This window comes from Streptomyces sp. NPDC127097 (genome assembly GCF_042724075.1).
GTDB lineage: Bacteria > Actinomycetota > Actinomycetes > Streptomycetales > Streptomycetaceae > Streptomyces.
Window position 1 is genome coordinate 1 of the sequence record NZ_JBHXFI010000046.1, and the last position, 24,492, is coordinate 24,492.

Sequence of the window (24,492 nt, forward strand, 5' to 3'; positions counted from 1 at the left end):
GAATGTTTACCGGTAATCCGGTGAAACACACACGAGAGCGGAACGACCAGACGGAATAGGTCCGGTCGTTCACAGCGTCCTCGCTGTGTGTGCCACCCCGACCCGTGGGCCGTGGTGGGCTTTTCAAAGGAACCTCATCCTCCGGAATGTTTCCGGTGGACGGGGTATCAACATATCTGGCGTTGACTTTTGGCACGCTGTTGAGTTCTCAAGGAACGGACGCTTCCTTTGTGCCTGTTTCACCAGGCTCTCCGGGCGCTTCCCTTCGGTCTTGCGTTTCCGACTCTATCAGATCCTTGCGGGTCCGATTTTCGCCGGTGCGTTTCCGCCTTTCGGCTTCTTCGCGTTTCCAACCTTACCAGATCCGTTTCCTTCTCTGGCGCCCTGCTGGAGCGGGCTTGGCCGTTTGGCTTTCGCTTTTCGGCCTTTCCGACTCTATCAGATCCGTTTCGGTCCGTTGCCGGTCCGAATTCGTTTCCGAATCCCCGTCGGAGGGGGGTTCGCCGTGGTCCGGCAATTTGCCTTGCCGTGCCTTTCGGCGTGATCACTACTTTAGCGGAATTCCTCGTTGACGCATAATCACGTCGCGGTTCGAATTTCGGCATGCGAAATCGTTCCCGTGAGGGGCCGTGCAGTAGTGGTGTGCCGCGAAGCGGCGGGATGGCTGCTCCGGGCCTGTCGGCTCCGTGGCAACTCGGAGAACACTACGGATGGGGGTAGGCCGTGTCAACTCGCGTCAGTCAAGGTCACTCAGACGCCCCTCGGCGTCCGGCTGGGCGTCCTCGACGCGGCGCAGGAGGCGGGTCAACACCTGGCCGAGGAGCTGGCGTTCCTCACCGGAGAGGTCCTGGAGGAGGTCCTCTTCGAAGACGGAGGCCAGGCGCATCGCCTCGAGCCACTTCTCGCGGCCCTCGTGGGTCAGCTCGACGATGACGCGGACGCGGTTGTTCTCGTCGCGCTCCCGGGTGACCAGGCCCTCGCTCGCCATGCGGTCGATGCGGTGCGTCATGGCCGCCGGCGTGAGGCCGAGGCGTTTGGCGAGTTCGCCGGGGCCCAATTGGTAGGGGGCTCCGGAGACGACGAGGGCCTTGAGGACCTCCCATTCGGCGTTGCTCAGGCCGAGCGTGGAGGTCTGTCGTCCGTAGGCGACGTTCATCCGTCGGTTGAGGCGCTGGAGTGCGGAGACGACCTGCTCCACCTGGGGGTCGAGGTCCTGGAATTCGCGCTGGTAAGCGGCGATCTGTTCCTCGAGGCTCGGCTCGGCAGCGTCGGCGGCCGCATCGGAGGGCTCAGGCATGCGGCGCAGTATGACATGGAAGTCATTGGCGTTGAAGTTCTTCTACGTGTACTCTTTAGCTTCGAACTTTAGAGTTGAAGTCTTCAGGGTGAGACTGTCCGTGCTCGGACCGGTCTCGCCCTGGCGTCTGTCCGGCTCCTGGGTTCTCCCCCTGTTCGTCTGACGACCTGACCTAGGTAGGTGAGTGTGACCACCGCGATGGGCGCCGCGTTGCGCCGGATCCAGCTCGGGAACGCGCTGAGTGCGTTCGGGAACGGCTTCACCGTTCCGTATCTGTACGTCTATGTGGCGAAGGTGCGGGATCTTGGTGCGAGCACGGCCGGTGTGGTGCTGGCGATGCTGGCGGTGGCCGCATTGGTCGTCCTGCCGCTGACCGGTCGGGCGATCGACCGGCGCGGACCACTGCCGGTGGCGATCGCCGGTACGGTCTCCGCCGCCGTCGGTGCCCTGGGTCTGGGGCTGTCCGCCACGGAGCCGCTGGTCATCGCGTCGGCCATCGCGCTCGGTGCGGGGATCGCGGTCATTCAGCCGGCGCTCGCGACGATGATCGTGTGGTGCTCGACGACGCTGACCCGGTCGCGGGCGTTCGCCACCCAGTTCTTCCTGAACAACCTGGGGCTGGGTGTCGGTGGGCTGGTCGGCGGGCTGCTCGTCGACGAGTCGCACGCATCGAGCTTTGTGCGGCTGTTCGCCATCGAGGCCGTGATGTTCCTGGTGCTCGGCGCGGCGGTGGCGACCGTACGGCTGCCGCGGGGGCCGAAGGTCGAGGACCCGGTGCCGACCGAGGAGCGGGCCAAGGGTGCCTGGCGGGCGATGTTCGCCGACCGTCGGATGGTGTGGCTGTGCGTACTGGGCTTTGTGCTGTTCTTCGCCTGCTACGGGCAGTTCGAGTCGGGGCTGGCGGCGTATGCCACCGAGGTCACCCGGATCGCGCCGGCGAGCCTGGGCATCGCGCTCGCGGCCAATACGGCGGCGATCGTGGCGGCGCAGTTCGTGGTGCTCAAGCTCGTCGAGGGCCGTCGGCGCAGCCGGGTGATGGCGCTGGTCGGGATGGTCTGGACGGTGGCATGGATCGCCGCCGGGGTGTCCGGGCTGGTGCACGGCGCGCAGATGGTGGCGACGACGCTGCTGATCTCGACGTATGCGCTGTTCGGGATAGGTGAGTCGATGCTGTCGCCGACGGTGGCTCCGCTGGTGGCCGATCTGGCGCCGGCCTCGCTGATCGGTCAGTACAACTCGGCGTTCGCCCTGGTCAAGCAGCTGGCGCTGGCGGTTGGTCCGGCGGTGGGTGCGCTGATGGTGGGGCACGGGATGTACGCGGCGTACATCGGGATGCTGGTGCTCTGCGCGCTGGGGATCACCGGGCTGTCGCTGTGGCTGGGCCGGATGCTGCGGCCGGCGCAGGACAATCCGCACCGTGCGGTGGCGGCGGTGCCCGCGGCGCGGGTGCCGGCCGAGGCGGAAGCCGTGGCCTGCGGCGCCTGAGCCCCGCGCCCGATGCCGTAAGAGGGCCGCTCCCGTATGCCGTCGGCCCCGGTCCTCTGCGACCGGGGCCGGCGGCGTTCGGCTATCCGCGGGGCAGTGCGAATTCGCACCAGACGGCCTTGCCGCCGCCCGGGGTGCGGCGGGAGCCCCAGGACGAGGCGATGGTGGCGACGATGGAGATGCCCCGGCCGGCCTCGTCGGCCGGCTCGGCGCGGCGGCGGCGCGGGAGGTGGTCGTCGCCGTCGGTGACCTCGACGATCAGCCGGCGGTCCGTGCGGCGCAGCCGCAGCCGCATCGGCGGGGTGCCGTGCTGGAGGGAGTTGGCGACCAGTTCGCTGGCGGCCAGCACTCCGAGGTCGTGCAGCTCGGGCGAGAAGCGCCAGGAGGCGAGGACGCCGGAGGCGAAGGCGCGGGCGCGCGGGGCCGCTTCGGTGCCGCCGTGGAGTTCGAGGGCAGCGTTGTGGAACAGCTCGGCGTCATGGCCGGTGCGGGCGGGGTTCTGGACGACGAGGATGGCGACGTCGTCGTCATGTGCGGCCGTGATGCCGAGCGAACGCAGCAGACGGTCGCAGACGATGTCCGGGGCGCCGGCCGCCCCGGCGAAGGCGCGCTCCAGGGCCTCCACTCCGTCGTCGATGTCCTTGTCGCGGCGCTCGACGAGACCGTCGGTGTACAGGACGGCGCTGCTGCCGGGGCCGAGGGGGACGGAACCGGAGGTGTGCAGCCAGCCGCCGGTCCCCAGGGGCGGTCCGGTGGGTTCGGCGGCGCGCCGGATCGTGCCGTCCGGGTCGCGTACGAGGATGGGCAGATGGCCGGCCGAGGCGTAGACCAGGCGGCCCTCGTTCGGGTCGTGGACGGCGTAGACGCAGGTGGCGATCTGGCTGGCGTCGATCTCGGCGGCCAGGCCGTCCAGGAGCTGGAGGACCTCGTGGGGCGGGAGGTCGAGGCGGGCGTAGGCGCGGACCGCGGTGCGCAGCTGGCCCATGACGGCGGCGGCGCGCACCCCGCGGCCCATGACATCGCCGATGACCAGGGCCGTACGGCCGGCGCCGAGGGTGATGACGTCGTACCAGTCGCCGCCGACCGCGGCGTCCGTGCCGCCGGGCTGGTAGGTGGCGGCGACGCGGAGGTCGTCGGGCTGCTCCAGTTCCTGGGGCAGCAGGGAGCGCTGGAGGGTGACCGCGGCCTCGCGCTGGCGGGCCTCGCTGGCCCGCAGCCGCTCGGCGGACTCGATCTGGTCGGTGACCTCGGCGCCGAAGACCAGGACGCCCTTGTGCGGGGCGACGCAGGCGACCTCGGGGTCGGGGGCCGGGCCGCTGGCGGCGACCTCGATCGGGGTGCAGGTGAAGGTGTAGTAGCCGTCGCGGGTGCGGTCGCCTCCGGGGACCTTGCGGGACTTGACCGTGCGCGGTTTGCCGCTGCGCAGGACCTGGTCCATCAGGGGGAGCAGGCCGAGGGCGTCGAGCTCCGGGAGGGCTTCGCGGGCGGTGTCGCCGGCCGGGCGCGGGCCGAAGACGGCGGCGTAGGCGCCGTTCACGTAGGCGAGGCGGTGCTCGGGGCCGTAGACGACGGCGACCAGGGCCGGGATGGTGCCCAGGATGTCGTGCACGGACAGGGCGTCGACGGTGGGTGGCAGGGTCGCGGGGGTGCGGTCCTGGGCGGGGGCCGGATCGGTGTGTTCGGCGCGGGCGGCGGGGACCGAGCCGGTGGTGGCGGCCGTCGGGGCGGCCGGTGCGCCGTCGGCTGCCGGAGGCACGGCGGACGGTGCCGGGGCCGCGGTGGGCGGGGCGGCCGGCGGGCCGGACGCGGGGCGGGGTGCGGCGCGGTCGGACCGGGCGGCGGCGCGCCGCTGTGTGCCGGGGAGTTTGGCGCTCCAGCGCGTGAAGATCACGGAGGGGTACCTCTTACTTCGCGTCGTCGCGCGGGATCGGGCCGTCGGCATGGCGGGATCTCCCGGCAGGTGGCCGGGGGACGGTCGGCTGGGGACACTCTCGGCGCCCCTTTGCGGAATGCAGCAAACGTCCAGAATCCTCGTGATTGTCACTCTTTGCAGATACGAGCCCACCCATGGTCACACGTCCAGTGTGGCCGACCGGACGGACATCCGTCAGACGCCGGGGTGGCGCTGTGGAGTTCCGCGCTCCGGAACATCCGGCCCCTCCAGCGCTGACAGCACGTCAACTCTTGTGGGGGTACGGCGCGTCAGCTCGCTTCGTTGTGCCGTCCGGTTCCCGCGGCGAGTTCGAACTCGGCGCGCGGGTTCTCCAGCGAGCCGAGCGAGACGATCTCGCGTTTGAACAGGCCCGCGAGGGTCCATTCGGCGAGCACCCGCGCCTTGCGGTTGAAGGTCGGCACCCGGCTGAGGTGGTAGACGCGGTGCATGAACCACGCCGGGTAGCCCTTCAGCTTGCGCCCGTAGACATGCGCGACGCCCTTGTGCAGGCCGAGCGAGGCCACCGAGCCGGCGTACTTGTGCGCGTAGTCCACGATCGGGCCGCCGCGCACCGCCGCCGCGAGGTTCTCGGCGAGGACCTTGGACTGGCGGACGGCGTGCTGGGCGTTGGGGGCGCACAGGGCGCGGGGCTCGTCGGGCCCGGACGGCGGTGCGGCCGTGAGATCGGGGACGGCTGCCGCGTCCCCGGCGGACCAGGCGTGTTCGACGCCGTCCACCTGGAGCGCGGGGGTGCACAGGAGGCGGCCGTGGCCGTTGAGCGGCAGTTTGGTCGCGGCCAGGATGGGGTGCGGTTTGACGCCCGCGGTCCACACCAGGGTCCGGGTCGGGAAGCGGGAGCCGTCGCTGAGCTGGGCGACGTTCTTCTCACAGGAGCCCAGCCGGGTCTCCAGCCGGACGTCGATATTGCGGGCCCGCAGCTCCCGTACGGCGTAGCGGCCCATCTCCGGGCCCACTTCGGGCAGGATCCGGTTCGTCGCCTCGACCAGGATCCACTTCATGTCCTCCGGCTGGATGTTGTGGTAGTAGCGGACGGCGTAACGGGCCATGTCCTCCAGCTCGGCCAGCGCCTCCACGCCCGCGTAGCCGCCGCCGACGAAGACGAAGGTCAGCGCGGCATCGCGGACGGCGGGGTCGCGGGTGGAGGAGGCGATGTCGAGCTGGCCGAGGACGTGGTTGCGCAGTCCGATGGCTTCCTCGACGGTCTTGAAACCGATGCCGACGTCGGCCAGGCCCGGGACGGGCAGGGCGCGCGAGACCGAGCCCGGCGCGAGGACCAGTTCGTCGTACGCCACCTCGATGGCACCGTCGCCGGTCTCCTCCGCGGCCAGGGTGGTGATGGTCGCCCGGCGGTCGTCGTGGTCGATGGCGGTGACCTCGCCGATGACGACCTTGCACTGCGGCAGCACCCGGCGCAGCGGTACGACGACATGGCGCGGGGAGATCGAACCGGCCGCGGCCTCGGGCAAAAACGGCTGGTACGTCATGTACGGCTCGGGGTCGACCACGATGACCTCGACGGTGCCCTGCCGCAGTTCCTGCTTCAGCTTCCGTTGCAATCGCAGGGCGGTATACATCCCCACGTAGCCACCGCCGACAACGAGAATGCGCGTCACGTCTTCCGAAGACACAGTCTTCACAGAGGTTCTCCTCGCGGTGTCGACCAGGCCCGGGCGGCACCGATCCGCAAGCCGGCCGGGCGCGCGGACGGCTTCGGGAGCTGCACCCCCGGGAAAGCACAGCACTGTTCCATGACGCACCCCCGGAGCGCCTTTGTCCACAGGCCCGTCGAAATGTATGACCGGGCGCGGCCCTGGGGACGGAAGGACGCATTCCGCGTGTGCGGGCCGAGGTGCGCTGGTCAGGGGGTGGGTGGCGGCGGAAGAGCGGGGGCGGAATCGGGGCGGATCAGGCGCCTTGGGCCGATCGGGGGGCGCATTGTGCGGAACGCCCCCTTCATTCTTGACCCGAGCTCAACTATGTTCGTATCTCGTTGGGGTGCACCCTCTCGTCGGTACGCCCTGACTGTCAGGGCGGGGAGTCTCCGGGGGGAGACGTCATTACCGGGGGATCACTATGCACATTCAGGGCTCTCAATGGTCGGCCACCGTCGCTGTGGCACATGCCTCCGACGGGGCCGGGAGCGGTAGCGAGCACAACAGACCCCAGAGCAACGGCACCGCGGTGACCAACGGTGCCGGCACGGGGACGGGCGGCCGGAGCACACCGCTTCGGGTGGACGCCCAGCGCAATCTGGAGCACGTACTGCGAGCCGCACGCGAGGTGTTCGGCGAGCTGGGGTACGGCGCTCCCATGGAGGACGTGGCGCGGCGGGCCCGCGTCGGAGTCGGCACGGTCTACCGCCGGTTCCCGAGCAAGGACGTGCTGGTCCGCCGGATAGCCGAGGAGGAGACCTCGCGGCTGACGGAGCAGGCGCATACGGCACTGGGCCAGGAGGACGACCCGTGGTCGGCGCTGTCCCGCTTTCTGCGGACGTCGGTCGCCTCGGGGGCCGGACGGCTGCTGCCGCCGGGCATTCTGCGGGCGAGCGCGGCCGGCCGGGCCGGGGATCCGGCGGCGGAGGCCGCGGACGGGCCCCGGATGCCGGACGGCCTGAGCGAGGCGCGGGTACCGCAGCAGCGCACGGCGCCCGGCGCGGACGGGGCGTCCGCGGATCTCCGGCCGGCCGAGGCCGCGCCGGCCGCTGCTGCCGCCGCAGAGGAGACCGCCGGGGCCGACGCGCTGCTGGAGGTCGTCGGGCGGCTCGTGGAGCGTGCCAGGGCGGCCGGTGAGCTGCGCGCCGATGTGACGGTCTCGGACATCCTTTTAGTGATCGCCACGGGAGCGCCGACGCTGCCCGATCCCGGGCAGCAGCAGGCCGCGTCCGCGCGGCTGCTGGAGATTCTCCTGGAGGGGCTGCGCTCGCGCCCGGCCGGCTGAGGACCGGCGGCCGGCTCCGTCCGGGTGGGCCCGACCGTGGGGCCCACCGGGCGGGGCCGTTCCGCGGAACGGTGCCGTCGGCGGGCCGCGGCGGCTCCGGTCCGCACGCCGTCCGGGTACCGCGCACGACAGGACCCGTACGAGGGCCGCGCACGGTATCGGCCGTCTGCGCGGCATGGCCCGTACGGGTGAGCGCCCGTGCGGTCGTTTGCGTGTGCACCCCGGACGGGTGGCGGGCCGCCAGGACCCGCAGCCGCCGGGATCCGGTGTGGCACGCTTACGCGGTATTCCGTTGGGACAGCGGCTTCGGGAGCCTCGGCGATGGGTGTTGACGGGCGGGACGGGCGGCGCGACGGCGAGGCCGGGGCGGGCGAGCGGGAAGCTCCGCGGTCCGGGCAGGTCCCCGGCCAGGGCGGTCCGTTGGGGGCGACTCCCCCGGCCGGGCGGTACGAGGGCGCCGAGGTCCCGGCGGACGCGGGGCCCGGTGTGCCGCCGCAGCGGGAGCACCGCGGGGCGGGCCCGGCCACCGGTCCCGAGGACGGCGAACTCCCGCCGTCCGACGCCCAGTTGCTCTCCGACCTGCGGGCCGGCGACGACAGCGCGTACGAGGAGATGTACCGCCGGCACGCCGCGGCGGTCCGGCGCTACGCCCGCAGCTGCTGCCGGGACGCGCACACCGCGGAGGACCTGACCGGCGAGGTCTTCGCCCGCACGCTGCAAGCGGTGCGCGGCGGGGCGGGCCCGGAGTCCGCGGTGCGCGCCTATCTGCTGACGACCGTCCGCCGGGTGGCCGCGTCCTGGGCGCAGACCGCGCGGCGGGAGCAACTGGTGGAGGACTTCGCGGTGTTCGCGGTGTCCTCGGCCGGTGCGCCGGAGGACGACGCCACCCTGGACCTGGGCGCGGATGTGCGGGCCATGCAGGAGGCCGAGCGGTCGATGGCCGTACGGGCGTTCCGCAGTCTGCCGGAGCGCTATCAGACGGTGCTGTGGCACACCACGGTCGAGGACGAGTCGCCGAGCGAGGTCGCCCCGCTGCTCGGGCTGACCGCGAACGCCACCGCCGTATTGGCGCACCGCGCCCGCGAGGGCCTCAAACAGGCGTATCTCCAGGAGCATGTCAGCCAGTCGCTGACCGACGGCGGCGACTGCGCCCGGTATGCCGACCGGCTCGGCGCCTATGCCCGCGGCGGGCTGCGGATGCGGGCCGAGCGGGGGCTGCGCCGGCACCTGGACGCCTGTCCCCGGTGCCGGCTGGCCGCGCTGGAGGTCGCGGACGTCAATCAGCGGATCGGTGCGCTGCTGCCGGTCGCGTTCCTCGGCTGGGGCGCCGCCGGGTACGCCGTCAAGACGGCGGTGGCGGGGGCGGCGGCCGGTGCGGCCGCGGCCACCGGGAGCGGCGGTTCCGGTGCGACGGGAAGCCCCGGTGCCGCCGTCGGCAAGGGGCTGAGCGGGGCGGTCAAGGCCGGGATCGGGGCCGGGGCGGCGGTGGTGGCGGGCGCGACGCTCTCGCTGGCGCTGACCGCTTCCCCGAAGCCGGCGCCGGAACCACGGGCCCAGGCGCCGCGGCCGGCCGTGTCCGCACCCCAGCGGCCGGCGCCCCGCTCGTCGCACCCCGGGCTGCCACCGGCGGGCGGCGCCGCCCCCGCTCCGAAGGGCCCGGCGCAGCAGCCGGCCCCGGAACAGACGCGGGGCCCGCGGCCGACGCCCACCCCCAAGGCGACCCCACCGGAGCCGACGCGCGCGCCGGCCGCGCCCGCGACGCCGGCCCCGCCTTCGACGCCGGCCCATCCGCCCACCCGGCCCGAGCCGACCCCGCCGAAAGCCACCCCGCCGAAGCCCACCCCACCGAAGCCCAGCCCGAAGCCACCGCTGCCCGCCCCGGCCGCCTACCGGGTCAATGCGCTCGCCCTCGACGTCATGGGCGACGGCAGCAGGCCGGAGGTGCGCGCCCTGGCGAGCAGCTGGCTGTGGCAGCGGCAGTCACCGCGGATCGCCGGGACCACGTATGCGCACGGGGTGAGCGTCCACGGGCGGTCCTCGGTGACCATCGACCTCAACCGCCGGTGCACCGCCTATGACGCCGTGGCGGGCGTGGACGATCTCAGTGCGGGGCCGGCCGCGGTGCGGTTCGCCGTCTTTGCGGACGGCGTGCCGCTGTGGCAGTCGGGAGCGGTACATAGCGGGGAGCGGGCCGTACCGGTGCATGTCCCGCTGACGGGCCGTAAGACGCTCCGGCTGGTGACCGATCCGGCGAACCCCGTGGGTGCGGTCGCCCTGGCGGACTGGGCGCAGTCCACGATCATGTGCCGCTGAGCCGCCGGCGGCCCCGTCGTGCACCGGGGTGGCCGGCCAGGTCACCCCGCCCGGCCCCGTGGCGCCACTCAGCCCAGCCGCGCCCGGGGCACCACGCCGCCCGCGACCGCCTTCTGACGCGGCGCCCCGGCCCCCGTCCAGCACGTCCCGCGCCGGGCCACCAGCCGCCGCAACCACAGCTCCGTGGAGACGAGTTCGGCCAGCCCGTCCAGCGGCAGCGGCGCGCCCTCGGCCGCCGACCGCAGTGCCTTGCGGACCACCCGCGCCTCCACCAGCCCCGCGTCGGCCAGCAGCGGGGTGTCGAAGAGCCGCACCAGGTCGCCGACGGCGCCGCGCAGCCCGGCGCGTACCGCCGCCGCGTGGGTGAGCTGCGAGGTGGCGCCCCATCCGGGCGGCAGGTCCCGGATGCCGGCTCCGGCCAGTACGGAGCGCAGCACCGCGGCCCGGGCCCCCGGCTGCACCCGCAGGGTGTCCGGCAGGGCGCGGCAGGCGAGCACCACCTGGTTGTCGAGGAACGGGGCGTGCAGCCGCTGGTTGCGGACCTCGGCGGCCTGCTCGAAGACGCGGTGGTCGGCGGCCTGGCGGGCCAGCGCGGCACGGGCGCGGCGCTCGCCGGGACGGCCCACGGCGGGCGAGCGGTGCGCCGCGTCGCTCAGCCGAACCGATACTTCAGCCAGTGCCTCCCCCGTGAGCCAGCGCGCCGCGGGCCCCGGCCGGCACCAGGCGAGCGCGGCCAGTGAGGCGTCCACGGCGCCGCCGGCCACCGGCTCGTCGGCGAACTGCCGCTCCAGGAGGCGGCGCGCCGTGTCGGCGATACCGGCCGCGTACGGCATACGGGCGAGCTTGCGGGCCGCGCGGTAGACGGTGAACGGCACGAGGACGGACTGCGCCAGGGCGCCGTCCGCTTTGGCCAGCGCGGTGACCGGGCGCAGCAGATGGCGTCGGCGGCGGTCCATGAGGAGGTCGGCGAGCCGGGCCGGGTGGGCGTCGAGGACCTGGCGGGCGCCGTGGCCGACGAAGTGGTCCGCGCTGCCGGCCAGCAGCCATCGGCGGTGGCGGCCCGCGGTGGTGAGGGAGGGCCCCGGCTCGTCCGTGAGCGGACCGCTGCCGAGGTCCGCGTACGGGAGGGCCTCTTCACCGGCCGCGACGACGACGTGGTGCAGCCGCGGATTGTCGGCGAGGCTGCGGGCGCGCTCCAACTCGGCGTCGTGGCCGGTCCGTCCGTCATGGGTGGCGCGGTCGTTGAAGGTGACGGCCAGGAGGCGTTCGCCGTGGCCGTTGAGCCTTCCTGGCCGGCCGGGGAGGCCGGCGGCCAGCAGAGCGAGGGTTGCGGAGGCGCTCCCTCCGGAGAGGTCGGCGCCGATGCCGGGAGCCGGGGCACCGCGCGCCGCGCGCCGCTCGGCGGGGCCCATGCCGGGCACCGGGCCGGGGTCGAGGCCGTCGCGCCCGTCCGGATCGGGGGCGTGCCGGGGGCCGGCCAGCCGGGCGCGGACGGCCTCGACCAGAGCGTCGCGGACGCCCTCCACCGCCTGTTCCGGGGCGAGTTGGGGCGCGGCGACGGCGAGCGAGGCGGTCGGTTCGAAGGAGGTGATGTCGCCGGCGCCGCCGCGCAGTACCAGGGCGTGGCCGGGCGGGATCCGGCGGACGCCTTCGTACGGTGTGCCGGCCCCGAGCGCCTCGGGGATGTCCGGGCAGGCCAGCAGCGCGGCGAGGTGGCCGATGTCGAGGCCGGCCTCGACGAGGTCGGCGAGCGGGAGGGCGGCGGTGGCGTAGGCGGTGCCTCCGGCCCAGGGGGTGTGGAAAACGGGGCGGGCGCCGGCCAGGTCGCCGGTGACGGTGATCCGCCGCCCTACCTGGACGACGGCGGTGTAACTGCCGGGCCAGGCCGTGAGATGCCGCAGTGCGCCCCCGCGCGCCGCGAACAGGCCCACCTTCAGCTGGTCGTCGGTGGCGCCGCAGACGCCGAAGATCGCGAGCCGGGTCCCGGGGTCCGCCTGGACGACCCGGACCTCGTCCGGCCGCCAGTCGCCGACCGCCCAGAGGGGATCCGGGCCGTCCCAGAGGAGCTGGGCACCGACGGGGAGGACCGCGGGGCGCTCGTCGCCGGCCGGCCCCGTGGCGGCACTGCTCCACCCCACCAACCAGCGCATGGCCGCCTCCACCCGATTCCCCGTGCGCCGGGGCCAACGGCCGCCCCGTCAGCGGATCGCCCGGCCGTCCCGAGCTGTTGTGCGGACCATGCTGCCATGACAGCGGCGCGGGAGAGGTGGTGGAGCGGGCCTGTATACGGGCAGTTCGCGGGGCGCCCGGGTAATGAGGGCCGTCGGCGGGCCCGGAGAGGGGCACGGAGGCACCGTGGGAGCGGGCCGGGAGTGGCCCAACGGACGCGGCGGAGTGCCGGCGGGAGGGCCGCGCGAACCGGCCCGGCGGCACTCCCGTACGCCGGGCGCGGGCACTCCGCCGCATCGGCCCCGGAAGGCCCCCCGTGTGGCCCCCGAGGCGGCTCCGTGCGTGCGGCGGCGTGAAATCATCACCCGTCGACTTTCGGCCAAACTCCGTTCCATACAGCCCAGTTGACACCTTCGGGCGCGATGTCAACCGGCGCCCCAACGGGCCGGCGCCCGTTTCTCGCGACGGCCCGGGAGGCGGGCTGCGCCCCCCGGACCGGACCGTCACCCGCGGGGAATGAGGTGACGGTATCCCCCAGCCCACTGGATCCAGTGCAGCGGGCCGACCCACGCAGAAGCCATGGAAGCGCCCGCGAAAGCGGGCGGCCAGCGCGCACGGACGGGCGCACGGGCACACGTACCCGGAGCACATGCCAATTCCCGCACCCCTGTTTGAACACGAATCTCGCCATCCGGGACACCGACTCTTAACGGTCGGGATCCGGCGAACTACTCTGGGTGGACGCATGCCCCGGGGTACCGGGGCGGCCGTCGCTGTGTCGAGGGGTGCGCATGTCCAGGGATATACGCGGGCCGAACGAAAAGCTTGGCACCGTTCTCGCCCTCGCGGGTATCAGCAATGCCGGACTGGCGCGCCGGGTCAACGACCTCGGTGCGCAGCGCGGACTGACGCTTCGTTATGACAAGACGTCGGTGGCGCGGTGGGTCTCCAAGGGCATGGTGCCCCAAGGCGCCGCGCCCCATCTGATCGCGTCCGCGATCGGCAGCAAGCTCGGCCGGCCGGTTCCGCTGCACGAGATCGGGCTGGCCGACGCGGACCCGGCACCCGAGGTCGGCCTGGCGTTTCCCCGCGATGTGGGCGCCGCGGTGCGGTCCGCGACCGAGCTCTACCGTCTCGATCTGGCCGGACGGCGGGCCGGCGGGGGCGGCATCTGGCAGAGCCTGGCCGGATCCTTCGCCGTCAGCGCGTACGCCACCCCCGCCTCGCGCTGGCTGATATCCCCGGCCGACAGTTCGGTGGCGCGGGAGGCGGCCGAGGCCCGGGACAAGGACGCCGCGGCGGCCGGTGACGCCGGGATTCCGCAGCACGTCGGCCACAGCGATGTCAGCAAACTGCGGGAGGCGGCCGAGGACGCGCGCCGCTGGGACTCCAAGTACGGGGGCGGCGACTGGCGTTCGTCCATGGTGCCGGAGTGCCTCCGGGTGGACGCGGCCCCATTACTCCTCGCCTCGTACAGCGACGAAGTGGGCCGCGCGTTGTTCGGCGCGACCTCCGAACTCACCCGGCTCGCGGGGTGGATGGCCTTCGACACGGGCCAGCAGGAGGCCGCGCAGCGGTACTACATCCAGGCGCTGCGGCTCGCCCGCGCGGCCGCCGACGTCCCGTTGGGCGGCTATGTCCTGGCCTCGATGTCCCTCCAGGCGACCTACCGCGGCTTCGCCGACGAGGGCGTCGACCTCGCCCAGGCCGCCCTGGAACGCAACCGCGGACTGGCCACGGCCCGGACCATGAGCTTCTTCCGGCTGGTCGAGGCGCGGGCGCAGGCCAAGGCCGGTGAGGCGCGCGCCTGTGAGGTGGCGCTGAAGGCGTCCGAGGGCTGGCTGGAGCGCTCCCGCGGCGGCGATCCCGACCCCTCGTGGCTGGACTTCTACTCGTACGAGCGCTTCGCCGCCGACGCCGCCGAGTGCTACCGCGATCTGCGGCTGCCCCGCCAGGTGCGCCGCTTCACCGAGCAGGCGCTGTCCCGGCCCACCGAGGAATTCGTCCGCTCCCACGGGCTGCGCCTCGTCGTGTCCGCGGTCGCCGAACTGGAGTCCGGCAATCTGGACGCGGCCTGCGCGGCGGGCACCCGCGCGGTCGAGGTGGCCGGACGGATCTCCTCCGCCCGCACCACCGAGTACGTCCGCGATCTGCTGCACCGCCTGGAGCCGTACGGCGACGAGCCCCGGGTGGTCGAGCTGCGGGAGCGGGCGAGACCGCTGCTGGCGGCGCCGGCTTAGCGGCTTGCCGGGCCGGACCGAGCCGCCCTCCCGGCCGCGCCAGCCACGTACGGCCCGGCCGGGATCATGCACCTCGGGACCCGTCCGATCGGCATTGTCAGTGCCGGCCGTCATGATGGGATACGTCGTCGGTGATGATGCGCGGGTCTGTGGCGACGGGCCGGCCTGCGGTCATGCGGTTGGGGAGGTGCAGTGGCGGCGTACGACTGCGAGGTGCTGGTGATCGGTGCCGGCATCGTCGGACTCTCTACGGCGTACGCGATCACGCGTGCCGCGCCCGGCACGCGCGTGGTCGTCCTGGAGAAGGAGTCCGGTCCGGCCCGCCATCAGACCGGGCGCAACAGCGGCGTGATCCACAGCGGCATCTATTACCCGCCCGGTTCGCTCAAGGCCCGCTTCGCCCTCCAGGGCTCGGCGGAGATGGTCAAGTTCTGCACCGAACACGACATCCCGCACGAGGTCACCGGCAAGCTGATCGTCGCCACCGACCGCAGTGAGCTGCCGCGGCTGCACGGCCTCATCCAGCGCGGCCGGGAGCACGGCCTGCCGGTGCGCGAGCTGGGCCCCGCCCAGATAGCCGAGTACGAGCCCGAGGTGCGCGGCCTGGCCGCCATCCATGTCGGCACGACCGGCGTCTGCGACTTCGGCGCCGTCGCCCGCCGCTTCGCCCACCTCGCCGAGGACGCCGGCGCCCGGATCCGGTACGGCGCCGAGGTGACGGCCATCGGCCGCCGCCCCGGCCGGGTGGCGGTCCGTACGTCCGACGGCACGGTCCACCGCGCACGGGCCCTGGTCAACTGCGCCGGTCTGCACAGCGACCGGATCGCCCGGCTGGCCGGCGACGCCCCGGGCATGCGGATCGTCCCGTTCCGCGGCGAGTACTTCACCCTCGCCCCGGGCCGCGCCTCCTTGGTCCGCGGCCTGGTCTACCCGGTCCCCGACCCGGCCTTCCCGTTCCTCGGCGTGCATCTGACCCGCGGCATCGACGGCGCCGTGCACATCGGCCCGAACGCCGTCCCCGCCCTGGCCCGCGAGGGCTACGACTGGCGCACCCTGCACCCCGCCGAGCTGGCCGGCACCCTCGCCTACCCCGGCTCCTGGCGGATAGCCCGCCGCCACTGGCGCTACGGCGCCGGCGAGCTGCACCGTTCCCTGTCCCGGCGCGCCTTCACCGACGCGGTCCGCCGTCTGCTCCCGGCCGCCCGCGAGGAGGACCTGCGCCCCTCCCCGGCCGGCGTCCGGGCCCAGGCCGTCCTCCCCGACGGCACCCTCGTCGACGACTTCCTCTTCGCCGACTCCCCGGGCATGATCCACGTCCTCAACGCCCCGTCCCCGGCCGCGACGGCTTCCCTTCCCATTGGGCGGGAGGTGGCACGGAGGGTGTTGGCGATGATGGGGGTGTGAGGCCCGTGACGCGACCGGCTCCCGGCCTTCCGCTCGTCCCGGAAAACCGGGAGAACGGAGAAGCCGGGAGCCGGGAGTCCCGCGCGGCAGAGGCCGTCAGCTGACCGGTGCCTTGAACGCCTGAATGCTGGACTTGTCCTGGCTGAGGCCCTCGCCCTGGATGAAGAGCGTGTTGGTGTGTCCGTCCCAGGCCAGCGACATGAGGTCCGGGGAGCCGAGGGCGTGCTTCGGGTCGTAGACCGTGCCCAGCACCTTTTCCTTGCCGTCCCGCACACCGATCGAGACCAGCACCGGGTCCCGGCCGGGGGTGCCGGTGTCCGGCGCATCGGTCACCGCGATCAGCCCCTCGGTGTCCAGCGCGGCGGACGCCGAGGACCGCTTCTTCCACAGCAGTTCGCCGGTCTTCAGGTCCACGGCGGCGATGCCGCCCGAGCCGTAGCCGGAGATCAGCACCTGCTCGTCCTCGTCGACGAAGGTCTCGCGGGGCTCGAGGCTCAGGTCCTTCAGCTCGCCCGAGAGCTTGAACGTCTTGTCCGGCTTCCCTTCCTCGGTGTAGGTGGAAAGGGTGCCCTCGGCATCGATCACATTGGCTTCCTCACTCATGCGGATCGTCAGCGGCCGGTCGGACAGAATCTGCCCGACGGCCCGGCCGTCGCCCGTCACCGTCGAGTGGATGCCGCTGTACTCCAGGTCCTGGAGGGCCAGTTGCTTCTTCGGCTTCGCGTCGGAGCAGTCACTCCCCACCGCCCGGTACTGCGGGCTCAGCCCCACCGTGGTGGTGCAGTCGTGGCCGCGCGCGGTCAGCTCCCAGACCTTCGCACCTCCGGTGATGGTGAAACCGGCGTAGGTGTCCCCGATCGCGACGGCGACGACCTTCGAGTTCACCACCATCTGCGGGCTGTCCTCGGTGCTCCCGCCGGCCTTGAGGTTCTTCGACCAGAGCGTCCGCCCGGTGTCCGTGTCGATGACGGAGAGGAAGGAGCAGTCGTCGCCGCCCGCGTCGAAGACCACGGCGCCGACGCCGTCGTCGCTCGCGCTCTTGGACATGGCGCAGACCTCGCCCGCTCCCTTGGGCGTCTTGACCGTCCACTGCTTCTTGCCGGTCTTGCGGTTGTAGGCCCGTACCCCCTGGCCGTCCCCGAAGACGAGGTCGTCGTTGTTGAACCACATCGAGCGCAGGTTGTTCTCGTCCTGCCCCTCGCGCTGGGACGCGGGCGACGGCGCCTCCCACAGCCGCTGCATGGCGTTCGCGGGCCGGTCCGCGGCCGGGGTCGCGGAGTCATCGGAGGTGAAGAGGAAGTACCCGCCGACGCCGGCCCCGATCAGCACGACCATCACGATGGCCAGGATGAGCGGCACGGGAACCCCGCCGCGCCCCGGGCCGGGGGGCTGCCCCGGACCGCCGGGGAACGGCGCCGCCGTGGGCCCGCCGGGAAACGGCGGCTGCCCCGGGAACTGCCCGGGCGCCTGGCCCTGCTGCGGGTACGGCGGCTGCTGGCCTCCCGCGTAGCCCTGGGGAGGCGGCCCCTGGGGCCGGCCTACGGGCGGCGGAAAGGGCGCGCCACCCGGTGCGGGTTGTCCCTGCGGCTGATACCCGGGCCCTCCCATGTACGGGCCGGGCTGCTGCCCCTGTGGCGGGACGGGCGGCGGAGCGGGGTGGCTCGGCGCGGGGTGGCCGGCGGGCGGCATTCCCGCGGCCCCCGGACCCGCCGCCGGCGGCGGCCCCTGTGGATACTCGGCGCTTCCCTGGCCACCCTGCGACACGATGAACAGTCCCCCCGGTTTGGTTTTGCCACGTCGACCCCGCATCGTATGCACGCCACTACACACCGCGCCAACCCCGATTTCACCGGGGATTTCCGCCCTTCCGCCCCGCCATCGCCTGGGAAGTCTGGGTTCGCCGCCGGCCCCTCCGCCGCCGCCCTCCGCCCCCGTAGAATCGGACGCACTGTGTCCGAGAACCCCACCACTCACGCCCGCGCCGCTGCGGAATCAGACGCTCCGGAAGCCGCTCCCGGGGCCCCCGCCGCTCAGGAAGCACCCGACCTCGGGGCCACCGCGGTCTCGGCCGCCGCCCCCCGGCGCGGGGAGCCGATGTTCCCCGACGGGACGGGGCCCGCGGCCGACCCCGCGGGGTCCCATCACGAGCGGCGGATCCGCTCGTTCCAGCCGCGCCGCAGCCGCGTCTCACCCGGCCAGGCCGATGCGCTGCGCCGCCGGTGGGGGACGTGGGGACTGGACATCGACGGGCTCTCCCGTATCGATCTCGATGCCTTCTTCGAGGGGCGGCCGGTCGTCCTGGAGATCGGCTTCGGCATGGGGGAGGCCACGGCCCAGATGGCCGCCGCCGACCCGGACACCGGAATCCTCGCCTGCGATGTGCACACCCCCGGGCAGGGCAATCTGCTCCGTCTCGCGGAGCAGAACGGTCTGTCCAACATCCGGGTGGCCAACGGTGACGCGATCATCCTGCTGCGCGAGATGCTGGCCCCCGCCTCCCTCGCTGGTCTGCGCATCTATTTCCCCGACCCCTGGCCGAAGAAGCGCCACCACAAGCGCCGCCTCGTCCAGCCGGAGTTCATCGCCCTGGCGACCACCCGGCTCGCGCCCGGTGCCCTGGTCCACTGTGCGACCGACTGGGAGCCGTACGCCGAGCAGATGCTGGAGGTGCTCTCCGCCGAGCCGACGCTGGAGAACCTCCACCAGGACTTCGCGCCGCGTCCGGACTTCCGCCCCCTCACCCGGTTCGAGGGCCAGGGCCTGGACAAGGGACATACCGTCCACGACCTCCTCTTCCGCCGCCGCGACACATAGGGCGAAGCCCCCTCGTTAGGGTCGATGGGTGTACCCGTCCCAGCCGCCCCCGTACCCGCCCCACGCGCCCGCCCCGCCCCCGTACACACCGCACACGCACAAGCCCGCCGCCGCGCACGCCCGCCGCCGGACGCCGCCCTGGCGCAGCAAGACCCTCCGCGCGGTCGCCCTGGTGTCGCTGCTGGCACTCTCCGGCGTGATCATCATCGGCATGGTCCGCCAGGAGACCGGCACCGAGGGCTTCCTGGTCGGCCTCGGCCTCGCCGTCTTCCCGGTTCCGCTCCTGGTGGCGGCGTTCTGCTGGCTCGACCGCGTCGAACCCGAGCCCTGGCGCAACCTCGCGTTCGCCTTCACCTGGGGCGCCTGTGCCGCCACCCTGGTCGCGCTGCTCGCCAACGGCTTCGCGACCGACTGGCTGGCCGCGAACATCGCCTCCACGTCGCCCTCCGAGGCCGAGGCATGGGGCGCGACGGTGATCGCCCCGGTCGTCGAGGAAGTGGTCAAGGCGGCCGCCGTGCTCTTCCTCTACCGCTTCCGGCGGCGCGACTTCGACGGCATCACGGACGGCATCGTCATCGCCGGCATCACCGCCACCGGTTTCGCCTTCACCGAGAACGTCCTCTACCTGGGCAACGCCTTCGGCGAGGATCAGTCCCTGGGCCACTCCGGCCTGGACTCACTCACCGCCGGTACCTTCTTCCTCCGCATCATCGTCTCCCCCTTCGCCCACCCGCTCTTCACCGTCCTCACCGGCCTCGCGTTCGGCATCACCGCCACCCGCTACCCCCGCCGCCGCGCCGCCCGCCGCGCCCTCGCCCTCCTCGGCCTGCTCACCGCCGTCCTCCTGCACGCCATCTGGAACGGCGCCTCCGCCCTGGGCGACCTCGGCTTCCTCATCGTCTACGGCCTCTTCATGGTCCCCGTCCTCATCACCCTGACCTGGCTGGCGATCTGGGCCCGCAACCAGGAACTGCTCACCCTGCGCGGCTACCTCGCCCCCTACATCACCGCCGGCTGGCTCACCCCCACCGAACCCACCGCCCTCTCCTCCCTCAAAACCCGCGCCCTCGCCCGCGACCTGGCCCGCCGCACCCAGGGCCCCGCCGCCGCCCGCGCCGTCACCGAATACACCACCGTCGCCACCGCCCTCTCCTTCCACCGCCGCCGCGCCCACCTCATGGGCCCCACCCCCGACTTCGCCACCCGGGAACGGCACTTGCTGGAGCATCTGCGGGAGTATCAGGCTTGGGGGCGGGTGGCGTTGGTGGAGGCGTGGGGGGTGCGGGAGGAGCGGTAGGGTGCCGGGCGCGTAGCAGTACGGGGCTGAGCGGGCCGTCCTACTCGGTGAATCGCTCAGCCCAGCGCGCCCGGTGCTGACGCACGCAGTCCACTTTGACCTGATGCTCCTTGGCCAGGTTCAGGGCCCCTACGAAGCGCTTCGTCAGTCCATCAAACACATCGAGATCATCACTGAGCTGAAGCGCTCCTCGGTCAAAGAGCGCATGGCAGTTCGCGCACAGACACAGCACATTCCACAGTTCATCCGGCCCGTCGTGGGGTTTGCCCAGCGCATGGATATGAGCCGCTTCGCTATACGCCTCGCCACCGGGGGACACCACCAGTCGGCACTTGCAGATCTGACAGGTGTTGTCGTAGATCTCTTTTACTCTCCGGACGACCTTGGAGTCGCGAATCAGCTGCTCGTACGCGACGATGCGGCGCAACTGCTCTTCGGTGGTGGTGTCCGCACCCTCCCCCGGCGAGACGGGGTGCGGCCTTGCCGACTCCCCCGGGGCCAACTTGAGCAGCCTGAACTGACAGATACGGAAACCTTCCTTCCCGACTGTCGTCCAGTGCTCCGCGACGCGAAACAGCCCGCAGTACTCATAGCCCCCCGTCGCACGGGGTCGCTTCTTTCCCCGAATTTTTAGACCACGTACCACTCGCACCGGGTGCCCCAGTCCCTCATTGAGCAGCAAGCCGGCATTACCCGGCGCCGCCAGGGATTGGTCTGCGTAGAGGCGACCGGTATCCCTGTCGCGACCGCCCTCACCCGTGTAGATGATCTCTTGCTCGCCGTACTCATCATCGATATACCCGCCGGAGAGAACGATGGAATCGACGCCCTCATGCGCGGTGCCAGAGATGCCCTGGCCAGACCGACGATGGACACCGGCTGCGTGCAACTCTGTGTGTCCCGCGAACCACTGCCCCTCCTTGACGTCCTGAGGAGGGCCAAAACGGACTGGGTTGGATGACCGCGCCTTCGCCATAGCCGAATCCTGTCAACCCATCGCCTCCCATGACGCGCGCCTCCAGGGGGTGTGGTCAGCACCACACCCCCTGAAAGGGCTGCCTAGAAGGTTCGGCTAGACGCTCAAGCCTCCAGCGGCTCATCCGTCACACAGACACCTGCGCTATTCAGCTCCGTTGCATCGCCCTCCGGCCTCCGCTGCCTCATCGCCGCCATGTACGGGAATCCTGGCGCCACGGCTCTCAGCAACGCGTAACGCGTCCCGGAGAGCTTCGGTCAACCGATGGACAAGGAAGTGAAGTTCACGGTGCGTGACCTTGCTGTCATCAAGCAGTTCGCGCGCGAAGTCGAGAAGATCGCTTCCCATGTCGAGCTGCATCTGCTCCATATCGTCAGCAAGGCGCGACAAGAACCCTGTCCCGTCTGTGGACAGGTAGCACGGGTGGCCAGCTGAGTTCGGCCAAGGCAGCAGACGCAGCAACTGCCGGACACTCATCAGCCCGTCCCCTTCATGGCGCAACCCGCTCCGGCGCCGGTGTCGAGGTGACGGGAAATGACCTGTGCGTCCCGTCGTCGCGGCTGTCGTGTCCTGCGCCGCCCCGATGGAGGTAACAGTGCCTGCAAAATGGACTCGAAGATTCGGGCGATACAGTTCGACACGTTGACCTGCTCTCTCAGGTTGGCCATGCCCCGGACCGTGTGGAGCGGTCGCGGGGGTCTTCGTACGGTCAGGCGAGACTGACCGTACGGCCATCCAGAGAGCGTCAGGGGCACAGTTTGTACCCCTTCGTTTACGCCGCCAACGCGCCAATTCTCACGGCGAGTTCGCTTGCCCTACGCCGTTGTGCCGGGCTCCTCGACTCGGTCTCTTCCAAGACGATCCGCCGCGCGTATCCGTTGTAGCGGATGGTTTCGGGAGCGGCCTGGTGGGCCTTGTCCAGAACTGCCAGAGCAGTCTCTGCCTGGCCGTCGAGGTAGTAGCCACGCGCCTCTTCAATACGGTGGCGAGCGCTCCGCGGACGCGACGGAATGAGCGTCACGTCTGCGGCAGCGGCTTGCCTGACGCTTTCACCGCCTGCGTGCAGCTCCACGGCTACGGTCACCGCGTGAGCCCCCATGATCGCTCTGGAGAACGAGGTCACGGGGTGGAAATAGTCCGCGGGAAGTCGCCCTGCCATGGACCGCGCGACATCCCAGTAGCGCCAGGCGGTGCCGGCGTCCCCTCGTCGGGCCGCGGTATATCCGGCCTCGAAATTCAGTGCCCCCGTGATGGCAAGTACGTCATCGTCGGCTTCAGGGAGGAGGGGTTCGAGGTAGCGGAGAGTCGCCAGGTTTACGGCGTCTGCGGCCTCGTAGTGCCCAGGACCACTGTCGCGATGTGCCTGTGCGGCAAGCCATGCTGCGACACCGATGGTGTGTGGGTCCTCGGACTCCTGCGCGGAGACCAAACTGCGCTCCACTACCCGCCACAGCAAGGGCGCGTCAGATTGGTACGCGAGGAAGAACTGGCTGAGGCTGTAGACCTCGGACAGCACGGACTGCGCAGCCCTTCTTTCCGCTCCCGACTCCGCTTGAGCCAAGGAGGCTTGAGCATCGCGAATGAGGTGCGGGAGCAGTTCACCAATAACGTCTCGGTGATGCGGGGCGGAGTGCCGCGCCCGCCACGCATGGGCGATGCGGTGCTTCAGATGGGCGGCGGACGGAGCCTGGCGCGAGGCCGCCAGTGGGTACTCGTTGAGGGCGTCCCGTACATACGGGAGGCGAGCATGGCCGGGACCGACGAAGAGCGAGATCGGCGTCGCTTGATCACCAACGAGATCGGCAAGACTCGGCACGCGGAGAGCCTCGGCGATCCGCAGGACCATGGGGAGTTTGGGCATCTGAAGCCGCCCGCCCTCCACCTGCTTTACCCAGCTCGGCGACTTACCCAGCAGACCAGCGAGAACGATACGGCTCATACCGCGGCGAACACGGAGAACCTGCATTCGCTGACCGAACGCGATCGGCTCGTAAGGCAGTTCCGGAGTAGCGTCAGATGACACGTTCGGCCCCTCTCTGCACACTCAACGTCACCGCCAGCGTACGTGTTCAGCATGAACTCGTCGCGGTGCTCGCCTAGTTCACGATGCTGTGCATACCAATCTGCCGCGGCCGGTGCGACGTAGGGTCAGAAGGAGAGCTGGCTTCGTTGTTTGTTCGCAGAAGGGCTTAGTGATGGCTGGAATTCCGACCGCAGCAGTTGCCGCAACCGGCCTGGTAGGCGGCTACGCCGTAGCGCGCTGGACGAAGAAGCGCCCCCTGGGCGGGGTTGCGCTCGCTGCTGCCGGGGCCGTGGCGGCGTGGGAGTGGCAGCGTAAGGCGGGGAATGTGACGGCGGCTGCGTTGAGTGGGGTGTATGTGGCTGCGTTTGCCGGGTCGCATCCGTTGGCGAAGAAGATCGGGGCGTGGCCTTCGGTGTTCGCCGTAGCGGGTGGGGTGGCCGCCGCGTCGTGGGCCGTGGTGGACCGCCGGAAGTAGGACGGAGGACGGGGAGGGAAGTGGGAGGAGGCAGGGGGAGGAGGGAGGAAGCCGGCGGGCGGGCTCGCCTTCTCCCCCTTGAGAACTGGGTCAGGCCGAAGCCTCCCCCAGCAGCTTGAGTTCCGCCTCCGTCAGGGTCACATCCCCCACCGCCAGCAGGGCCGGGAGCTGGTTCACCGTGCGGGCGCTGGCGATGGGGGCCGCGACGGTGGGCTGGGCGGTGAGCCAGGCGAGGGCGATGGTGGCGGGTTCGGCGCGGTGGGCGGTGGCGACGGTGTCGAGGGCCTGGAGGACGCGGCGGCCGCGGTCGGTGTCCACGTACTTGGCGGCGCCTCCGGAGCGGGCGCTGTCGACATGGGTGCCCGGGCGGTACTTGCCGGTCAGGAAGCCGGAGGCGAGGGCGTAATACGGGACGGCGGCCAGGTCGTGGCGGGCGGCGACCTCGGCGAGTTCGCCCTCATAGGTGTCGCGGGAGACCAGGTTGTAGTGGGGCTGGAGGGCGACATAGCGGGCCAGGCCCTCACGGGCGGAGCAGGCCAGGGACTCCTCCAGGCGCTGTGCCGAGATGTTGGAGGCGGCGATCTCGCGGACCTTGCCGGCCCGGACGAGGTCGTCGAGGGCGGTGAGGAACTCCGGGACCTCGACCGACTCATCGTCGTAGTGGGTGTAGTAGAGGTCGATGTAGTCGGTGCGCAGACGGGTCAGGGAGGCGTCGACCGCGGACTTGATGGTGGCGGGGGACAGGCCCTTGTAGCCGGGGAGGGCGCCGACCTTGGTGGCGATGACGACCTCGGAGCGGTTGCCGCGGGAGGCCAGCCAGTTGCCGATGACGGTCTCGGATTCGCCGCCCTCGTTGCCGGGGACCCAGTGCGAGTAGGCGTCGGCGGTGTCGATGAAATTGCCACCGCCCGCCACATACGCGTCGAGCACGGCGAAGGACTCGGCTTCGTCGGCCGTCCAGCCGAAGACATTGCCCCCGAGGGACAGCGGGGAGACGGAGAGCGAGCCGAGGGGCTTGCGGGTGCTGCGGGCGCCTGGGGTGGTGCTGTGTGTCGCGGTCATACGTCGTTGCAGCGCCGGGGGAAGAGGAGTTATTCCTTCCTCTTCC

At 71.7% G+C, this 24,492-nt stretch carries 17 protein-coding genes; 9 read left to right on the top strand and 8 right to left on the bottom strand.

Features of this window, described 5'->3' with window-relative positions:
• Nucleotides 1-736 precede the first annotated feature (736 nt).
• Entirely contained in the window at nucleotides 737-1,297 is a 561-nt protein-coding gene (locus ACFWJW_RS28065; RefSeq protein ID WP_387246622.1) for a MarR family winged helix-turn-helix transcriptional regulator, read from the bottom strand.
• A 186-nt stretch (nucleotides 1,298-1,483) separates the two neighbouring features.
• Here ACFWJW_RS28065 and ACFWJW_RS28070 point away from each other — a divergent pair, with 186 nt between their 5' ends.
• On the top strand, nucleotides 1,484-2,782 hold the full coding sequence (locus ACFWJW_RS28070) for an MFS transporter (RefSeq protein WP_387246706.1): 1,299 nt from the start codon (nucleotides 1,484-1,486) through the stop codon (nucleotides 2,780-2,782).
• Between the two features lie 82 nt (nucleotides 2,783-2,864).
• Here ACFWJW_RS28070 and ACFWJW_RS28075 read toward each other — a convergent pair whose 3' ends face one another.
• Nucleotides 2,865-4,673, bottom strand: a complete 1,809-nt coding sequence (locus tag ACFWJW_RS28075; protein WP_387246624.1) for a SpoIIE family protein phosphatase — start codon at nucleotides 4,671-4,673, stop codon at nucleotides 2,865-2,867.
• Between the two features lie 311 nt (nucleotides 4,674-4,984).
• Nucleotides 4,985-6,364: an NAD(P)/FAD-dependent oxidoreductase gene (locus ACFWJW_RS28080; protein WP_387246708.1), complete on the bottom strand. Its 1,380-nt coding sequence runs from the start codon at nucleotides 6,362-6,364 to the stop codon at nucleotides 4,985-4,987.
• A 445-nt stretch (nucleotides 6,365-6,809) separates the two neighbouring features.
• Between ACFWJW_RS28080 and ACFWJW_RS28085 the strand changes: the two genes are divergently transcribed.
• Nucleotides 6,810-7,673, top strand: a complete 864-nt coding sequence (locus tag ACFWJW_RS28085) for a TetR/AcrR family transcriptional regulator (RefSeq protein WP_387246626.1) — start codon at nucleotides 6,810-6,812, stop codon at nucleotides 7,671-7,673.
• 321 nt (nucleotides 7,674-7,994) lie between these two features.
• A complete protein-coding gene (locus ACFWJW_RS28090) occupies nucleotides 7,995-9,986 on the top strand; it encodes a sigma-70 family RNA polymerase sigma factor (RefSeq protein ID WP_387246628.1) in 1,992 nt (663 codons plus the stop codon).
• Nucleotides 9,987-10,054: 68 nt separating this feature from the next.
• On the opposite strand, the gene ACFWJW_RS28095 is transcribed toward ACFWJW_RS28090, so the two are convergent.
• A complete protein-coding gene (locus ACFWJW_RS28095) occupies nucleotides 10,055-12,136 on the bottom strand; it encodes an asparagine synthase-related protein (protein ID WP_387246630.1) in 2,082 nt (693 codons plus the stop codon).
• An 810-nt stretch (nucleotides 12,137-12,946) separates the two neighbouring features.
• On the opposite strand from ACFWJW_RS28095, the gene ACFWJW_RS28100 reads away from it, so the two are divergent.
• A complete protein-coding gene (locus ACFWJW_RS28100; protein ID WP_018092687.1) occupies nucleotides 12,947-14,395 on the top strand; it encodes a hypothetical protein in 1,449 nt (482 codons plus the stop codon).
• A 192-nt stretch (nucleotides 14,396-14,587) separates the two neighbouring features.
• Nucleotides 14,588-15,799: an L-2-hydroxyglutarate oxidase gene (gene lhgO, locus ACFWJW_RS28105; RefSeq protein WP_387246632.1), complete on the top strand. Its 1,212-nt coding sequence runs from the start codon at nucleotides 14,588-14,590 to the stop codon at nucleotides 15,797-15,799.
• A gap of 96 nt (nucleotides 15,800-15,895) precedes the next feature.
• On the opposite strand, the gene ACFWJW_RS28110 is transcribed toward lhgO, so the two are convergent.
• Nucleotides 15,896-17,158: a PQQ-binding-like beta-propeller repeat protein gene (locus tag ACFWJW_RS28110; protein ID WP_387246634.1), complete on the bottom strand. Its 1,263-nt coding sequence runs from the start codon at nucleotides 17,156-17,158 to the stop codon at nucleotides 15,896-15,898.
• Nucleotides 17,159-17,749: 591 nt separating this feature from the next.
• On the opposite strand from ACFWJW_RS28110, the gene trmB reads away from it, so the two are divergent.
• Nucleotides 17,750-18,613: a tRNA (guanosine(46)-N7)-methyltransferase TrmB gene (gene trmB, locus ACFWJW_RS28115; RefSeq protein WP_387246636.1), complete on the top strand. Its 864-nt coding sequence runs from the start codon at nucleotides 17,750-17,752 to the stop codon at nucleotides 18,611-18,613.
• 28 nt (nucleotides 18,614-18,641) lie between these two features.
• On the top strand, nucleotides 18,642-19,910 hold the full coding sequence (locus ACFWJW_RS28120) for a PrsW family intramembrane metalloprotease (protein ID WP_387246638.1): 1,269 nt from the start codon (nucleotides 18,642-18,644) through the stop codon (nucleotides 19,908-19,910).
• Nucleotides 19,911-19,950: 40 nt separating this feature from the next.
• Here the strand turns inward: ACFWJW_RS28120 and ACFWJW_RS28125 are convergent, their stop codons facing one another.
• The gene (locus tag ACFWJW_RS28125) at nucleotides 19,951-20,886 is read right to left on the bottom strand and encodes a YDG/SRA domain-containing protein (RefSeq protein ID WP_387246640.1); all 936 of its coding nucleotides are present in this window, start codon (nucleotides 20,884-20,886) and stop codon (nucleotides 19,951-19,953) included.
• A 264-nt stretch (nucleotides 20,887-21,150) separates the two neighbouring features.
• Between ACFWJW_RS28125 and ACFWJW_RS28130 the strand changes: the two genes are divergently transcribed.
• On the top strand, nucleotides 21,151-21,321 hold the full coding sequence (locus ACFWJW_RS28130; RefSeq protein WP_387246642.1) for a hypothetical protein: 171 nt from the start codon (nucleotides 21,151-21,153) through the stop codon (nucleotides 21,319-21,321).
• Between the two features lie 337 nt (nucleotides 21,322-21,658).
• Here ACFWJW_RS28130 and ACFWJW_RS28135 read toward each other — a convergent pair whose 3' ends face one another.
• Nucleotides 21,659-22,909, bottom strand: coding sequence for a helix-turn-helix domain-containing protein (locus ACFWJW_RS28135; RefSeq protein ID WP_387246644.1), 1,251 nt, complete (start codon nucleotides 22,907-22,909; stop codon nucleotides 21,659-21,661).
• A 172-nt stretch (nucleotides 22,910-23,081) separates the two neighbouring features.
• Here ACFWJW_RS28135 and ACFWJW_RS28140 point away from each other — a divergent pair, with 172 nt between their 5' ends.
• Nucleotides 23,082-23,384 (top strand): hypothetical protein, encoded by a 303-nt coding sequence (locus ACFWJW_RS28140; RefSeq protein ID WP_387246646.1) that lies wholly within the window; start codon nucleotides 23,082-23,084, stop codon nucleotides 23,382-23,384.
• A gap of 90 nt (nucleotides 23,385-23,474) precedes the next feature.
• Here ACFWJW_RS28140 and ACFWJW_RS28145 read toward each other — a convergent pair whose 3' ends face one another.
• On the bottom strand, nucleotides 23,475-24,446 hold the full coding sequence (locus ACFWJW_RS28145) for an aldo/keto reductase (protein ID WP_387246648.1): 972 nt from the start codon (nucleotides 24,444-24,446) through the stop codon (nucleotides 23,475-23,477).
• Nucleotides 24,447-24,492 lie beyond the last annotated feature (46 nt).

Excerpts from the sequence above, each read along its gene's own strand:
- ACFWJW_RS28065 (WP_387246622.1), bottom strand. The coding sequence starts at position 1,297 with ATGCCTGAGCCCTCCGATGCGGCCGCCGACGCTGCCGAGCCGAGCCTC.
- ACFWJW_RS28085 (WP_387246626.1), top strand. The coding sequence starts at position 6,810 with ATGCACATTCAGGGCTCTCAATGGTCGGCCACCGTCGCTGTGGCACAT.
- ACFWJW_RS28090 (WP_387246628.1), top strand. The coding sequence starts at position 7,995 with ATGGGTGTTGACGGGCGGGACGGGCGGCGCGACGGCGAGGCCGGGGCG.
- ACFWJW_RS28095 (WP_387246630.1), bottom strand. The coding sequence starts at position 12,136 with ATGCGCTGGTTGGTGGGGTGGAGCAGTGCCGCCACGGGGCCGGCCGGC.
- ACFWJW_RS28100 (WP_018092687.1), top strand. The coding sequence starts at position 12,947 with ATGTCCAGGGATATACGCGGGCCGAACGAAAAGCTTGGCACCGTTCTC.
- ACFWJW_RS28125 (WP_387246640.1), bottom strand. The coding sequence starts at position 20,886 with ATGGCGAAGGCGCGGTCATCCAACCCAGTCCGTTTTGGCCCTCCTCAG.
- ACFWJW_RS28130 (WP_387246642.1), top strand. The coding sequence starts at position 21,151 with ATGGACAAGGAAGTGAAGTTCACGGTGCGTGACCTTGCTGTCATCAAG.
- ACFWJW_RS28140 (WP_387246646.1), top strand. The coding sequence starts at position 23,082 with ATGGCTGGAATTCCGACCGCAGCAGTTGCCGCAACCGGCCTGGTAGGC.
- ACFWJW_RS28145 (WP_387246648.1), bottom strand. The coding sequence starts at position 24,446 with ATGACCGCGACACACAGCACCACCCCAGGCGCCCGCAGCACCCGCAAG.